A 12,876-nucleotide genomic window follows, 5' to 3' on the forward strand; every position below is an offset into this window, starting at 1 on the left:
AAAGAACGGAACTACAACAAAAAGAACAAACGTCCCCTAACAAACGTTTGTCCAAAGGTAATTACGATTTTAACTAAGAAATAGACTACAATTTATGTGTACGAGAAATCTTTTTTATAAGTTTAGGCAATATAGATGTTAGTTCTTGCTTCAAACGCTTCGTAAACGATGGATCTTTACCTGAAGTTGAAATAGTGACAACATATTCATCATGTCGAATGACGCCAGGTGTGTGAAAAGATGATTCTGTACCATCACTTACAACGTTAACCCACTGAAAATCGTGGGCGGCCTGCTTGACCATCATATTTACAGCATGTTGATTTGTAGCTGCATAAATAAGGTGAGCATCTTTAATATCATCATTACTAAAAGTTTTTTGCTTCCAAGTAATAAAAGGAAGTTCCTTCATCTCCTCGCAAATTTCTGGGCTGATAACGGTGACAAAAGCGCCTGTATTTTTTAATCCAGACGCTTTTCGATATGCAATTTTACCTCCACCAATGATAACGACCACTTTATTTTGCAGATTAAACATAAGGGGGTACATGTTATACATATATGCATTCCTCCATTCGTTCTAACAATGTTAATTTCATATATGTATCAAACTGTAGGCAATTACAAGTCGTCACGTGATCGTATTTTTTTGTATACAACTTAATTTTTTGAAGCAATAATCCGGTAAAGAGAAGGTAGGGCATGACATATACATGGGATGCAGTTGATGTTATTGTCTTTAGCTCAGCAGTAAAAGAGGGTGTTCCTTTCGTTAAAAAGGAGCACGATACTGGTATACTGAGTTTTTGTTCGACAGCTACTCCAATTTGCTGTAACTCATGTATGGGCTGGGGGTCACTACTACCTCTTCCTACGAGTAAAATACTACTATTTTGCATTGGCATAGCTTCACGTATTCTTTTCACTACAAGTTCAACCATATGCGGATGCGTACTAAAAGGTGGTACAACTGAAAATGTTATATGTGGATATTGCTTTTGCATTTGTTCTATCTCAAAAGGAATATCACATTTATAGTGAGCTGCTGCAAATAATAAAACAGGTACAATCATTATTTCAGTTGCTCCCTCTAGTATCGTTTCTGTAACTGCATCCGAAATGGTAGGTGTCGTTAGTTCTAGAAAAGCTATTTTTTGAATGCTTTCGTTACGTTCTTTCATAACAGATTGAATAAAGTGAATGAATTGTTCGTTCCCTTCTTGCAAGCGACTACCGTGTCCAACATATACAATTCCTTTCATTGTCTTACCATGTCTTTCTGCATAAGAGTTTCTTGTAATTGATGATCAATGTTATGAAACCCGACTTTATTTGCATAGTGTAAAGTTGGAACGTCGGTATATGAGAATGGGAGAGTAACAATATCGATAAAGCCAAGACGTTTTACTTCTGCTAGAAACGTATCAATAGAAGCGCGTCCTTCAAATACAATGCTATCCCATAAGAATTCTGAAAGCATACGAGAATGGACTTCATCGAAACGATGATCAATTGTATACTTATGAGTCATCATATAGGAGCCGGCACCAATTTTCTCTTGAATAAATGCAATCCGATTAATATTTCTGCCTAAATAAACAGTTGTATCGGAAGAGAACTTTGCTTCTTTACTTAGTAGGCCATATTGCATAAGTTTTTCTTGAGTGGCAACGTTCATGTGTTGCAGCTCTGCCTGTAAGGAACGAATATCTTTCTGGTATTTACTACATGATTGCATCAAAATTTCTACACTTTCAGCTGAACAAAAAACAAGACGATCAACGTTAAAAATTTCATTGATTTGTTCAAGGGTTAATGTATATTCTTCCTTTTTGAAAGTTGGAATTTGATATATTTCTGCACCAGCTTCTTGTAACCTTTGCTTCATTACACTTGTTTTATTTGTTGCGGATGTAAATAAAACTTTTTTACCATGTAATGGTTTACGTTCTTTCCAAGCGATTTGATTACGTAAGGAAACGACATCACCAACAATTGTCATAGAAGGGTTAGAAATATTTTCATTTTTGACGATAGAAACAATGGTAGATAGTGTCCCTGTGACAACGCGCTGTTTACCAGTTGTACCCCATTCAATGACTGCTACTGGCGTATCTTCTTTCTTTCCTGCTTGTCGTAAGTTTTCGCAAATTGTAGGTAAGTTTTTTATACCCATGTAGTAGGCAATCGTATCGCTATTGTGAGATGAATTATATTTTCCATGATCGGTTAAAGGACCTTTTGCATGTCCGGTTAGTAAAGTAACGCTATTACTGTAGTTACGGTGGGTAAGGGGGATACCTGCATAGCTACTAGCGGCGATGCTAGATGTAATGCCTGGTACAATTTCATATGGAATATTTGCTGCTGCTAAAGTTTCTGCTTCTTCACCAACACGGCCAAAAATAGATGGATCTCCGCCTTTTAATCGGACAACAATTTTTCCCTCTTTTGCAAATTGAAGAAGGTGTGCGTTAATCATTTCTTGTCGCATAATATGATTCTTTGGCATTTTTCCGCAATACATAAGTTCACATGTTTGTTTTGTATAGCTAAGAAAGAAAGGGTTTAGTAAACGGTCATATAAAACAATATCTGCACGTTTTAAACACTCTATCGCTTTCTTTGTAATAAGCCCTTCATCACCTGGTCCTGCACCAACTAAATATACATATCCGTTCATATAATTGCACCTCATCTAGTTTTATTTAAAAGGAAGCCAGGGGGGGAGGCTTCCTTTTGTAAATTACATATATATATAAATGTCATCATCAATGACTTCTACTTCGTACGTTTGAATACAACCGTCATCAGGTTTTTGAACTTCACCTGTTAGTAATGAAATCTTCCAATCATGCAGTGGACAAAAGACGAATTCACCAGATACAATTCCTTCTGCTAACGGTCCGTTTTTATGAGGACAACGATTTTCTACAGCTCGAATATCACCATTTGAGAGGCGGAATAGGGCGATAGACATACCTTTCATTTGTACCTCTTTACCGATTTGAATAGGAAGATCTTCTGCACGCATAACTTTTATTTTTTCTTTCGTTTGTATCATATAGATCACAGCTCCTTATTTCACAGTTTCTACTTCATACATCGCTTTTAATGATTTCGTTTCTAGTGCTTGTCCCCAAGCTTCTTTATATGTGCCACGAGCTGTTTGGAAACGTTCATTTAACTTAGTGACCATATTTGCATCTTGCAGTATTTCTTTTATGTGATCGAAGCCTAATCGTTCTGTCCAGTAGGCAGTACGCTCTCCGTAAATACCAGTTTCACGATAATATTGCATGTAAGCTGTAGCGATGCGAAGAACATCATCTTCAGTAGGTACAATCATTACAAAATCAGCTTCACGTACTTCTGTACCACCATTTCCACCAATATAAAGTTGGTATCCATTTTCGACACAAACAACGCCAAAATCTTTCGTAAGTACTTCCGCACAGTTACGCGGACAACCCGTTACACCCATCTTCATTTTATGAGGTGTATCTACCATTTCTAATGATTGTTCAAGGAGCATACCAAGTCCTAATGAATCTTTTGTACCGAAACGGCAGAAACGAGAGCCAACACATGATTTTACATTACGAAGAGATTTTGAATACGCATATCCAGAAGTCATATTTAAGTCAGCCCATACGTTAGGTAAATCTTGTTTCTTAACACCGTATAAGCCAATTCGACTTGCACCGGTAATTTTCACAAGTGGAACATTATACTTTTTCGCAACTTCAGCAATTTTCATTAAATCATCTGCTGTTGTAACGCCTCCGTACATACGTGGAATAACAGAGAATGTACCATCGTGTTGGATGTTACCATTCATTCTTTCATTAACGAAACGGGAGGCTTTATCATCTTCATATTCTTCTGGAATCGCCATACGTAAATAGTAGTTCAAAGCAGGACGACATTTCGAACAGCCATCTTCATGTACAAAACCAAGAACATTTCGTACTTCTTTTGGTGATTTTAAGCCTTTTTCATGAATTGCCGCTACGACTTCATCACGTGATAAAGGTGTACATCCGCACATACCAGCAGACTGGGCTGAGGCATCAAAAGCATCTCCGAGTGTATGAGATAAAACTTGTTCTACAAGTGGACGACATTTACCACATGACCCTGCGGCTTTCGTACAGCCTTTAACTTCTTCAAAAGTCGTTAACTCTTGTTCTAAAATGGCATGTACGATTGTTCCTTTCGTAACACCATTACATCCACAAATCGTGTCATCCGCACTCATTGTAGCAACATCAAATTCACTTTCTTCACCAGCTTTGTGAAGAATGGACGCTGGTGTATATTCTTGTATATCTTCTTCTTTCTTTAACATGCTAAAGAGGCGTGTACCATCAGCGGTGTCACCATATAAAACGATACCGACGACTTTATTGTCACGAATTAATACTTTTTTATAGGAACGTTTGCATTCATTAAAGATGGATATTGCTTTCGTTTGATCATCTTCATAAATTTGGCCTGCAGAGAATAAATCACAACCAGCAACTTTTAATTGCGTACCGACGATACTGCCCGAATATCCATCAGTTTGTAAATTTGTTATATGTTTTGCTAATATTGCACCTTGTTCATAAAGAGGGGCAACAAGTCCATATGCGATACCGTCATGTTCTGCACATTCGCCAACTGCATAAATGGACTCATCATTTGTTAGCATATAGTCATTGACTACAATGCCGCGATTGACAATTAAACCAGCATCTCTTGCTATTTGCGTATTTGGTCGGATTCCGACAGCCATTACGATTAAATCACAATCTACAACTTCACCATCTTCAAATTGAATGCCCTCAACATGGTTTGTACCAAGAATTTTTACAGTTTTCTTTTCCATTAAAAACTTCATGCCTTGTGCTTCTAAATCTTCACGCAGTAGAGAAGCTGCTTTCGTATCTAGTTGTTGCTCCATTAAGCTAGGCATTAAATGAACAACATGTACGTCCATTCCTAAGTCAATAAGACCTCTTGCTGCTTCTAAACCAAGTAATCCACCACCAATGACAACGGCCTTTTTCTTTTCTTTAGCAGTATCCATCATAAACTGTGTATCTTCAATAGTTCGAAAACCTGTTACACCAGGAAGAGTGGAACCTTCAACCGGTAAAATAAAAGCACTAGAACCTGTTGCAATAATAAGCTTGTCATATGTAAGAGTACGATTCTTTTCTGTAATAATAACTTTTTCTTCTCGGTCAATACTTTGAACTCTTTCATTTGTATACAAAGTTATTTCGTTTTCTTCATACCAACTGTATTCATTCATAATGATATCTTGTATATTTGTTTTACCTTGTAAAACATGAGAGAGCATAATGCGATTATAGTTTGGGTGTGGTTCATCTCCAAAAATAGTAATCTCATATGAATCACAATCATGTTTTAATATTTCTTCCATACAACGTATGCCAGCCATACCATTTCCGATCATAACTAAACGTTTTTTCATTTTCGTTTCCCCTTTTTATGTGAAATGTTGAACAAAGGATTATATTTTTATTATAGAAAATCAAGAAAGGGGGAGATGTGATATTTATCACATTTTTATAATGATTCACAAATTGTTAAAATTCTGATTTATGTGAGGGTGATGTGGATAGGTTTCGCAAAATGAAAAAGTAGGACATCAGTATGTATACTCATGTCCTGCACTTTATTTACGCTCTCGTAATGGCACGTGGAAATAAAATATTATTTTCTACATGAATGTGCTCAAATAAATCAGACTCTAACGCTTCAAGGCGATTGTAAACAAGTCGATAAGTGCCGCAAGCTCCTTCTGGAGGAGTAAAGTCATGTGTAACTTTACGAAGCTCTTTAATAATGTTGCCAGCGTGGTTATGTTCATTTTCTAGTTCATCTACTACTTTACGTAACTTTGCATAGTTTTCATCAGTTGGATTTTTTTCAAATTCTAAAATTAATGGGAAATCTTCTGTTTCTTCTTTAATTAAATGCTGTTCTAATTCCATTTTAAGTTCATGAAATAGCTTATGAATTTTAGCTAAATGCGGCTGATTTGCTCCATGAACACGTAATACTTTCGTCACATAAGGACTTAACTGTGGTAACTCTTCATTTAAATAACGATGATGCTTATGAATTACATAATCAATCAATTCACGATAAGAAGCATTTTTCCAATCAATTTCAGATTCATTTAATCGTTTCGTATTATGATAAAGCGTATTTAACTCTGTAATTACTTCAGTAGCTGATAAATTTCTTTCATGAATTGCATCAATAAGTGGCTTATTACCGCCACAACAAAAATCTATTCTATAGGATTTAAAAAGATCACTAGCTTTCGGAAACTGTGTAACAATCTCACCGACAATAGAAGTTTCAGTAAATGTATGTTCCATATGAATGCCTCCATAAAGTTTAAATGTAATATCTAAATTAAGAATAGCGATAAATGAAAAACAACGTGGTGATTGAAATCACTTATTATGTGTCTGATTTGAGAATAATAGGAGTGGTATTTAACAGCGGACATTAATATTTTTAATAGACTGATGAACATTTATTTGTATATAGAAGAAAATGGATATATTTCCTATTACATTTTTAAATAAAATCCATAAAGTATAATATATAGATTGAAAGGAGGGGATTTGAATGGAATTCCAATTGTTGGTGACTTGTATATTACAAGAAGGTAATGCTTTCTTTTTAGTAACGAAAGTAGACGATGTTATTACGTTAAAAGTACCGATTACTGCGGGAGTAGCAGGTTTATTCTTAGCTTTAGGTGTACCAAGATGTTCTTAATTTAAATCTCTAGAGTAGAAAGAGGAGGACAAGCCTCTTTCTACTAATAAATAATTATTTTATGTAAACTGAAGTATTCTTTTTTTAATAGCACGTTTAAAATGGACATGCATATACTATAATGTTTCATTGGCTGTTAGTGATGAAAAGTAGTTTTCATACGTGCATGCAGTGATATTTTTAAGTTATGAAAATTAAAGAGGTGCTATTATATATGAAAAGAAGGACATTTGATATTCCAGTTACATTGCGAAGAGAGTGGTTTTTAATAGAATTAGCCCATTTAACGAAGAAATATGGAATTGAAATTGCAACTAGCAAGATGGAAGCTGCACCGTTTTTAAGAGATCAAGTTACGGAATCAAAAATAGGGTCAGGGCTCCAATACGATAAATATGATGATGAGTATATCATTGAAAATTAAAGGATAAGAGCAAAACAAATTTCTTTATAACAAAATATAAAATAAAGCAGATTCTAAATATGGAATCTGCTTTATTATGAAATACTTTTAGTCAACTAACCTCTTTCTAGTGTTTTTCCTACATATTTCACTTGCGTTATTCCAAAAGATTCACGAAGAATGCGAGCATAATCTTTTAATTCTATTGGACGTTTATTTTTGGTGCCTTTAAAGGTTTCTGTATAATTTTTATTTGTTAATGATATGTGACCATAATTAGTTAATTTACAAGTGATAGCTCCTTTATTAAAAGGAGATTCTTTATGTTCTACAATGATTTTCTGGATATTATTAACCTTTTTCTCATCTATTGGATTTAAAGTGAAGGCATAGCCTATTTTCCATTCATCTGAAGGTTCAGATTGCAAGAAATTTGTAGATTCCCCGTTAGCTCCTTTTCTCATTTCTAAAATGTGTGTACCTTTTCGGGTAATTCGTTTGCGAATTCGATATTCACCCGTTTGAGAAGAGATGACTTTTCCGTTAAAAGGGACTGGATGTAAAGGTAGATGAGAGGCAAAACCGGCGTCTATAACATAATCTTTATTATTATGATGTAATATGATAATGACATGACCATCATCGGGTTTCCATTTATTATCATAAAGGTCATAAACAGTACCAGCTACTTTATATACTTGAAATCCACAATCCATTAAAAAGTAATACAATAAGGAGTTTAATTCATAACAAAGACCGCCTCGTTTTTGAATAAGTAACTTTTCTATTAAGTTATTTTTTGAGATGTTTTTAATAGTACCAGCCATAATATCGAGATTTTCATAGGGGAGAATCAATCCCATTTTTAAGAGAATTGCATCTAAATCATCAAATGTTATTTCTTTTGCAGGAATTTTTAATCGTTTAAAAAACTCCTTTTGTAAATCGGTCATCATAAAGCATTCTCCTTTCTTTTTACAGAATTTTCTTCTGCTCACCAATAGGTTAGTACTTCTAAAAGTTTAATTCAAGTCTGCGAAAATTATCATAATATATGTTTCTGGAAATATTAGTATCTATTCATAAAATTCAGTTTAATATTTAATGATAGGAAAGTCTTACAATATTAGCTTCTATTTTGTTTAGTTTGTATTTAATTAAATAAAAGCACATATATTCATTAACTTTTTTTATAACTAGCTGGTAATAAAGTGTTTTTTTACTAAAGTTTTTTCAAGATTTGTATGCTTTATATAAACAATAATAATTGGGGGATATTAGATTCAGTAAAGTTAACAATTGTTGAGAAACTTTTTTGTAGCATTCACTCAAAAGGAAGAGATAGAAACAAAGAGAATAACGTGTGTTAAGGAAGAAGGGGGACTAGTAATCTCTTAAGAATAGGGACAGGGTCTTGTTTAAGTACAAAGATTATCTAGTATTAAGAGAGAAGATAAAAAATATTACAACGAGCGCCTTCTTTCAAAAAATGTGGGGGGAGTAACATGCGATTGATGAGAAGATGTGTTGCCTTACTAATTGTATTTTTTATCATGGTTCCAATGATTAGCACAAATGTGCGAGCAGAAGTTGTAAAAGAGCTTAAAACAGGCTTTCCAGATCAAGAAGTCTTTACACCTGGAGAATGGTTTTTAGGTCAAAAACCTGCTAATTATGATGAAAGTAAGCCTCCAATTCTCTTTGTGCAAGGAAGGAATGGGAATGCTGATAGTTGGTATGGAAAGACAGTATATCACGATATGAATGATATGTATGACTATGCTTTGAAAGCAGGCTATCAAACAGTATTTATACAATTATATGATGCTGCTGGGAAAGGGTCAGCTAGTCAGTGGGATAACGGAAAATTGTTAGCACAAAAATTAGAAGAAATATATAATCATTTCGGTAAAAAAGTTAATATTGTAGCACATAGTAAAGGTGGTATCGATACACAAGCTGCATTAGTAGAATATGGGGCAAATCGATTTGTCGGAAATGTTATTACACTTGCGACGCCACATCATGGATCAAACTTAGCGGATTTATCATATAGTTGGTGGGCAGGATGGCTTGCTTCTATATTAGGTCAAAAAGATGATGGTACGTATTCATTACAAATGGGCGAAATGGCAAAATTTCGTTCAACGATTGATAATAATCCAGCAGCTAAATTAAACCGTTATTATACAGTTACTGGGACTAGCTGGGGCCCTGTATTTTCGGCGTTATCAATGGGTGGATTATATTTGTCATCATACGGTTCAAATGATGGACTAGTAAATGAGTGGAGTGCTAAGCTGCCGTATGGAACGCATTTATTTACAGATTCTAGATTTGATCATGATAATATACGAAAAGGATCTGCTGTGTTCTCACGAATTGAACCGTATTTACGTACAGCAAATGTACCGGTTCCAGCTTTAGTAGCATCCAGCACTAGTTCAAATGAAAATATAGAACAATTAAATACAACTTCAAATCAAAGCATTTTAGGAGGGGAATTGCCACAAAATCAGTGGATAGAGCAAACTGTTGCGGTTGATAAAAAGGCAGAAGGAATTGTTTCTATATTAACTGCTTCGTCGGATGTAGAAGTACAAATGATATCACCAAAAGGAAAAGTGTATACAAATAAGGATAGTGTTATAACTACTGGTGAAGATGAATCTTTCTTTGGTGGCGCGACAATTAAAACATTTAAATTTGATAAAATGGATGTAGGAGAATGGAAAGTTAAAATGATAGCGAAGCAGTCGAAAGATGCATATTTAGTTGTAAGCGATTACAAGGATGGCGCACCATTTGTTCTTCAAATGCCTACAAAAGTAAAATTAAATAAATCTGAGTATAAACTGAAAAAATCACCTGTGGCACCTGAAATGAAAGGAAATCTTTCCATAACAGTAAGAGTCGTGAATAAAGAAGGGAAACTAGTCTCTGAATATAATGAATTACAAAATGTGAATAACAATACATTTACTGGTGCTTTGAAGGACATAAAGCAACAAGGAGTATATAACGTTACGATGGATATAAAAGGGATGAATAAAGAAGGACAACCATATAATCGTACAATCGTTAAGTCGGTTTATGTGGAGAAATAAGAAAGAATGAGAAAAAAGTACCGAATTTTTGTAGTAGAAGAGCTCGGTACTTTTTTCATGTTTATTAGATTAACAGAAAGGTATAATGGGAATTTTTGAAGGCACAAAGGTTAAGTATTTGGTAGAGAATTCTTGAAATGTAGCAGGAATGCTTTTTATATTGTAATTGCACCTGCAAAAGTAAAACGAGTATCTTCAGTTACAATGATGTGATTGTTTAAGTGAATTTATGTCTTTTAAATATTTGTATATATAAGGTTTGGAGTCGTTGACCTTTATTTACGTAGCACGGCAGGAAGAAGAGAAAAAGTATCGAATGAATGTACATATGTAGTATTGTTTGCTTTTGGTGTGAATAGTAGTTAAAGATACGTTGAAATATTTTATACGGTAACAAAAGAGTAATTAAATAATAGAGGGAGCAACTTACATGGAAAATATATTAAAAGTATCTTCAAAATCAAGCCCCAATTCAGTCGCAGGCGCAATAGCAGGTGTACTAAGAACAAGTGGAAATGTAGAAATTCAAGCGATTGGAGCGGGTTCATTAAACCAAGCGATTAAAGCAATTGCAATCGCAAGAGGATTTGTTGCTCCAGGTGGTATTGACTTAGCCTTTGTTCCAGCATTTCAAGAGGTTACTATTAATGATCAAGAAAGAACGGCGATTAAATTGATTATAGGTCCTAGGAAGAAAAGGTCTTAAAAGAAAGTGTTGATATGAATCATTTGAAAAGGTTGATAGATAAAGTAATAAAAAGACCACTCTCATTTTGAAGTGGTCTTTTGTATTTTCGTATTTCATATTGTGGATACGCCCCACATACTGAATTCGTAGTGATATTCAGTGCGCTCAATAACGATCCCGAATTCTAAATCATCCCCAACTAATACAAAATCTGCATATCCAGTTAGAAATTTTGATATGGTTGATAACTCTTCTAAATTCTCAAATACTTCACCAATGTTCAGTTTAACTGCTTCAATTTTACCACCCTTAGAGAAAAAGAGCCTCCCTTGATCAACTGGAAATTTAATGGTTTTAGCTGTTTCTTTTAACAGTACTATTGATAGTCTTCTGTTTTCTTCATAATTAGTGCTACCAAAGTTTTTTATGTTTGAAGTTTGTGTTAGCGTGTTAAATAAGTCTTTACAAAATAAATCATTAGATTTTGGATCCATAAATGAGTCCATAGAAACTGTAACAATATTAGAAAGTTCGTCTACGAGTTCTTTTCTACTACCAGTTCTTTTTGCTTTCATTTTTAGAATTTCAATTCGGCTTTTATTCATATTACTCAAAAATTTTCACACCTTTACTCGCGTAGTGGATGAATAAAACCACTTACTTCGATAAAGTAATAATAACATATGGGAGTAATCTTGGTGGGAATTAGAAAAGAAAATCTTGTTGAAATGACAGCTGAAATTGATTTAGAAATAAACGGAATATATATTGTTGAAAATGGTCAGGTTCAGCTAATAGAACCACCCAAAAGTGGATTTGGTGAACAATCATTTATATATCAAAGTGGAAAAGTAATTCGGATAGAAGAGCGGAAGACAAGATTAATTTAATACTATTTTAGAAAAGATATAACGTGAAAAATAAAAAGTGCCACAAATGTTTGTACAGCAGACATTTGTGGCACTTTTATCTTTTTATATAGCATAAAATGAATGAAACTAAAACTGCTCATTCTTCTCCCAAGATTCTACAATATAATGAGCAATTGTCGGATTAAATCCTTTCCCAACTAAAAACATAATCGCAGCAACTTCTGTTAAAGCGTGTTTGTGTGATGTATGTTTCGCTTCATTTAAACCATAATCTACCCAAGGTTTTACGAAATCTAGTACAGGTTTCTTTAAAGGTAAGAACTGTGTACCGACAACTTGTTGAATCTGTTGTTGCGTTGGTTCTGTAATTGGTCCAGGTGGTAAAATTTGAGGCTGTGTAATATCTAATGTTGGTCCAGGTGGTAAAATTTGTGGTTGTGTAATATCTAATGTTGGTGGTTTAGGTGGTGAGACACGTGCGTCGTAGTTTGGTTGATACATTTGTTGTTGTACTTGAGTTTGTTGTGGCTGAGTTGGGTATGGGTTTTGTTGAAACTGTTGTTCTTGAGTTTGTGCTGCTACATATGGATTTTGTTGAAATTGTTGTTCTTGAGTTTGCGGTGCTACATATGGGTTTTGTTGAAACTGTTGTTCTTGAGTTTGTGCTGCTACATATGGATTTTGTTGAAATTGTTGTTCTTGAGTTTGCGGTGCTACATATGGATTTTGTTGAAATTGTTGCTCTTGAGTTTGTGGTACTGCATATGGATTTTGAGGATATTCGTAACTTGGACGTGTGTCATATGGATTTTGTTGAAATTGTTGTTCTTGAGTTTGTGGCGCTGCATATGGATTTTGTTCATATTGTTGCTCTTGTTCTTCATATTGTTCTGTATATCTTTGTTCTTGTTGCTGAGGGTAAAATGGTTGTTGTGGGTAAGGCGGTTGATTATTATAGAACATATTTATTCCTCCTTCATGATGATGCCTACCACC

Annotated in this window: 14 protein-coding genes; 5 read left to right on the plus strand and 9 right to left on the minus strand. The window is 34.4% G+C overall.

The features are described 5' to 3' along the window. Positions 1-85: 85 nt before the first annotated feature. From NST14_RS10930 to ric, 6 genes are all read right to left on the minus strand, one after another. Entirely contained in the window at positions 86-559 is a 474-nt protein-coding gene (locus NST14_RS10930) for a precorrin-2 dehydrogenase (protein WP_000282597.1), read from the minus strand. Then, positions 552-1,262, minus strand: a complete 711-nt coding sequence (locus NST14_RS10935; RefSeq protein WP_000676466.1) for a sirohydrochlorin chelatase — start codon at positions 1,260-1,262, stop codon at positions 552-554. The genes NST14_RS10930 and NST14_RS10935 overlap by 8 nt, the downstream gene beginning before the upstream one ends. Continuing rightward, a complete protein-coding gene (locus NST14_RS10940) occupies positions 1,259-2,683 on the minus strand; it encodes a uroporphyrin-III C-methyltransferase (protein WP_001014949.1) in 1,425 nt (474 codons plus the stop codon). The genes NST14_RS10935 and NST14_RS10940 overlap by 4 nt, the downstream gene beginning before the upstream one ends. Positions 2,684-2,746: 63 nt before the next feature. Beyond that, positions 2,747-3,064 carry a nitrite reductase small subunit NirD gene (gene nirD / locus NST14_RS10945; protein ID WP_000616691.1) on the minus strand — a complete coding sequence of 106 codons (318 nt, stop codon included), beginning with the start codon at positions 3,062-3,064 and terminating at the stop codon, positions 2,747-2,749. 15 nt (positions 3,065-3,079) lie between these two features. Next, positions 3,080-5,485 carry an NADPH-nitrite reductase large subunit gene (nirB, locus tag NST14_RS10950; protein WP_000746896.1) on the minus strand — a complete coding sequence of 802 codons (2,406 nt, stop codon included), beginning with the start codon at positions 5,483-5,485 and terminating at the stop codon, positions 3,080-3,082. Between the two features lie 208 nt (positions 5,486-5,693). Next, positions 5,694-6,401 (minus strand): iron-sulfur cluster repair di-iron protein, encoded by a 708-nt coding sequence (gene ric / locus NST14_RS10955; protein WP_000401354.1) that lies wholly within the window; start codon positions 6,399-6,401, stop codon positions 5,694-5,696. 256 nt (positions 6,402-6,657) lie between these two features. On the opposite strand from ric, the gene exsG reads away from it, so the two are divergent. Together exsG and NST14_RS10965 are read left to right on the plus strand one after the other, a co-directional pair. Continuing rightward, the gene (exsG, locus tag NST14_RS10960) at positions 6,658-6,810 is read left to right on the plus strand and encodes an exosporium protein ExsG (RefSeq protein ID WP_000395678.1); all 153 of its coding nucleotides are present in this window, start codon (positions 6,658-6,660) and stop codon (positions 6,808-6,810) included. A gap of 214 nt (positions 6,811-7,024) precedes the next feature. Then, positions 7,025-7,234, plus strand: coding sequence for a hypothetical protein (locus tag NST14_RS10965; protein WP_000830253.1), 210 nt, complete (start codon positions 7,025-7,027; stop codon positions 7,232-7,234). A gap of 95 nt (positions 7,235-7,329) precedes the next feature. On the opposite strand, the gene NST14_RS10970 is transcribed toward NST14_RS10965, so the two are convergent. Then, positions 7,330-8,169 (minus strand): arylamine N-acetyltransferase family protein, encoded by an 840-nt coding sequence (locus NST14_RS10970; RefSeq protein WP_000988051.1) that lies wholly within the window; start codon positions 8,167-8,169, stop codon positions 7,330-7,332. A gap of 549 nt (positions 8,170-8,718) precedes the next feature. On the opposite strand from NST14_RS10970, the gene NST14_RS10975 reads away from it, so the two are divergent. Then, positions 8,719-10,320, plus strand: a complete 1,602-nt coding sequence (locus NST14_RS10975) for a lipase family alpha/beta hydrolase (RefSeq protein ID WP_073540565.1) — start codon at positions 8,719-8,721, stop codon at positions 10,318-10,320. A gap of 430 nt (positions 10,321-10,750) precedes the next feature. Then, positions 10,751-11,026, plus strand: a complete 276-nt coding sequence (gene spoVS, locus NST14_RS10980) for a stage V sporulation protein SpoVS (RefSeq protein WP_000427804.1) — start codon at positions 10,751-10,753, stop codon at positions 11,024-11,026. Between the two features lie 95 nt (positions 11,027-11,121). Here the strand turns inward: spoVS and NST14_RS10985 are convergent, their stop codons facing one another. Next, a complete protein-coding gene (locus tag NST14_RS10985; protein ID WP_000069081.1) occupies positions 11,122-11,622 on the minus strand; it encodes a YxiF family protein in 501 nt (166 codons plus the stop codon). A gap of 84 nt (positions 11,623-11,706) precedes the next feature. On the opposite strand from NST14_RS10985, the gene NST14_RS10990 reads away from it, so the two are divergent. Then, on the plus strand, positions 11,707-11,898 hold the full coding sequence (locus NST14_RS10990) for a DUF3954 domain-containing protein (protein ID WP_078417153.1): 192 nt from the start codon (positions 11,707-11,709) through the stop codon (positions 11,896-11,898). Positions 11,899-12,006: 108 nt separating this feature from the next. Here the strand turns inward: NST14_RS10990 and NST14_RS10995 are convergent, their stop codons facing one another. Beyond that, complete coding sequence (locus tag NST14_RS10995; RefSeq protein ID WP_229143468.1) at positions 12,007-12,843, minus strand: hypothetical protein; 837 nt, start codon at positions 12,841-12,843, stop codon at positions 12,007-12,009. Between the last annotated feature and the right edge of the window lie 33 nt (positions 12,844-12,876).

The sequence above is a fragment of the Bacillus sp. FSL W8-0519 genome (genome assembly GCF_038005585.1).
Lineage (GTDB): Bacteria > Bacillota > Bacilli > Bacillales > Bacillaceae_G > Bacillus_A > Bacillus_A paranthracis.

What these genes read in the sequence shown, in the direction of transcription:
- NST14_RS10930 (WP_000282597.1), bottom strand. Translation starts at nt 559, where the DNA reads ATGTATAACATGTACCCCCTTATGTTTAATCTGCAAAATAAAGTGGTC.
- NST14_RS10935 (WP_000676466.1), bottom strand. Translation starts at nt 1,262, where the DNA reads ATGAAAGGAATTGTATATGTTGGACACGGTAGTCGCTTGCAAGAAGGG.
- NST14_RS10940 (WP_001014949.1), bottom strand. Translation starts at nt 2,683, where the DNA reads ATGAACGGATATGTATATTTAGTTGGTGCAGGACCAGGTGATGAAGGG.
- nirD (WP_000616691.1), bottom strand. Translation starts at nt 3,064, where the DNA reads ATGATACAAACGAAAGAAAAAATAAAAGTTATGCGTGCAGAAGATCTT.
- nirB (WP_000746896.1), bottom strand. Translation starts at nt 5,485, where the DNA reads ATGAAAAAACGTTTAGTTATGATCGGAAATGGTATGGCTGGCATACGT.
- ric (WP_000401354.1), bottom strand. Translation starts at nt 6,401, where the DNA reads ATGGAACATACATTTACTGAAACTTCTATTGTCGGTGAGATTGTTACA.
- exsG (WP_000395678.1), top strand. Translation starts at nt 6,658, where the DNA reads ATGGAATTCCAATTGTTGGTGACTTGTATATTACAAGAAGGTAATGCT.
- NST14_RS10965 (WP_000830253.1), top strand. Translation starts at nt 7,025, where the DNA reads ATGAAAAGAAGGACATTTGATATTCCAGTTACATTGCGAAGAGAGTGG.
- NST14_RS10970 (WP_000988051.1), bottom strand. Translation starts at nt 8,169, where the DNA reads ATGATGACCGATTTACAAAAGGAGTTTTTTAAACGATTAAAAATTCCT.
- NST14_RS10975 (WP_073540565.1), top strand. Translation starts at nt 8,719, where the DNA reads ATGCGATTGATGAGAAGATGTGTTGCCTTACTAATTGTATTTTTTATC.
- spoVS (WP_000427804.1), top strand. Translation starts at nt 10,751, where the DNA reads ATGGAAAATATATTAAAAGTATCTTCAAAATCAAGCCCCAATTCAGTC.
- NST14_RS10995 (WP_229143468.1), bottom strand. Translation starts at nt 12,843, where the DNA reads ATGTTCTATAATAATCAACCGCCTTACCCACAACAACCATTTTACCCT.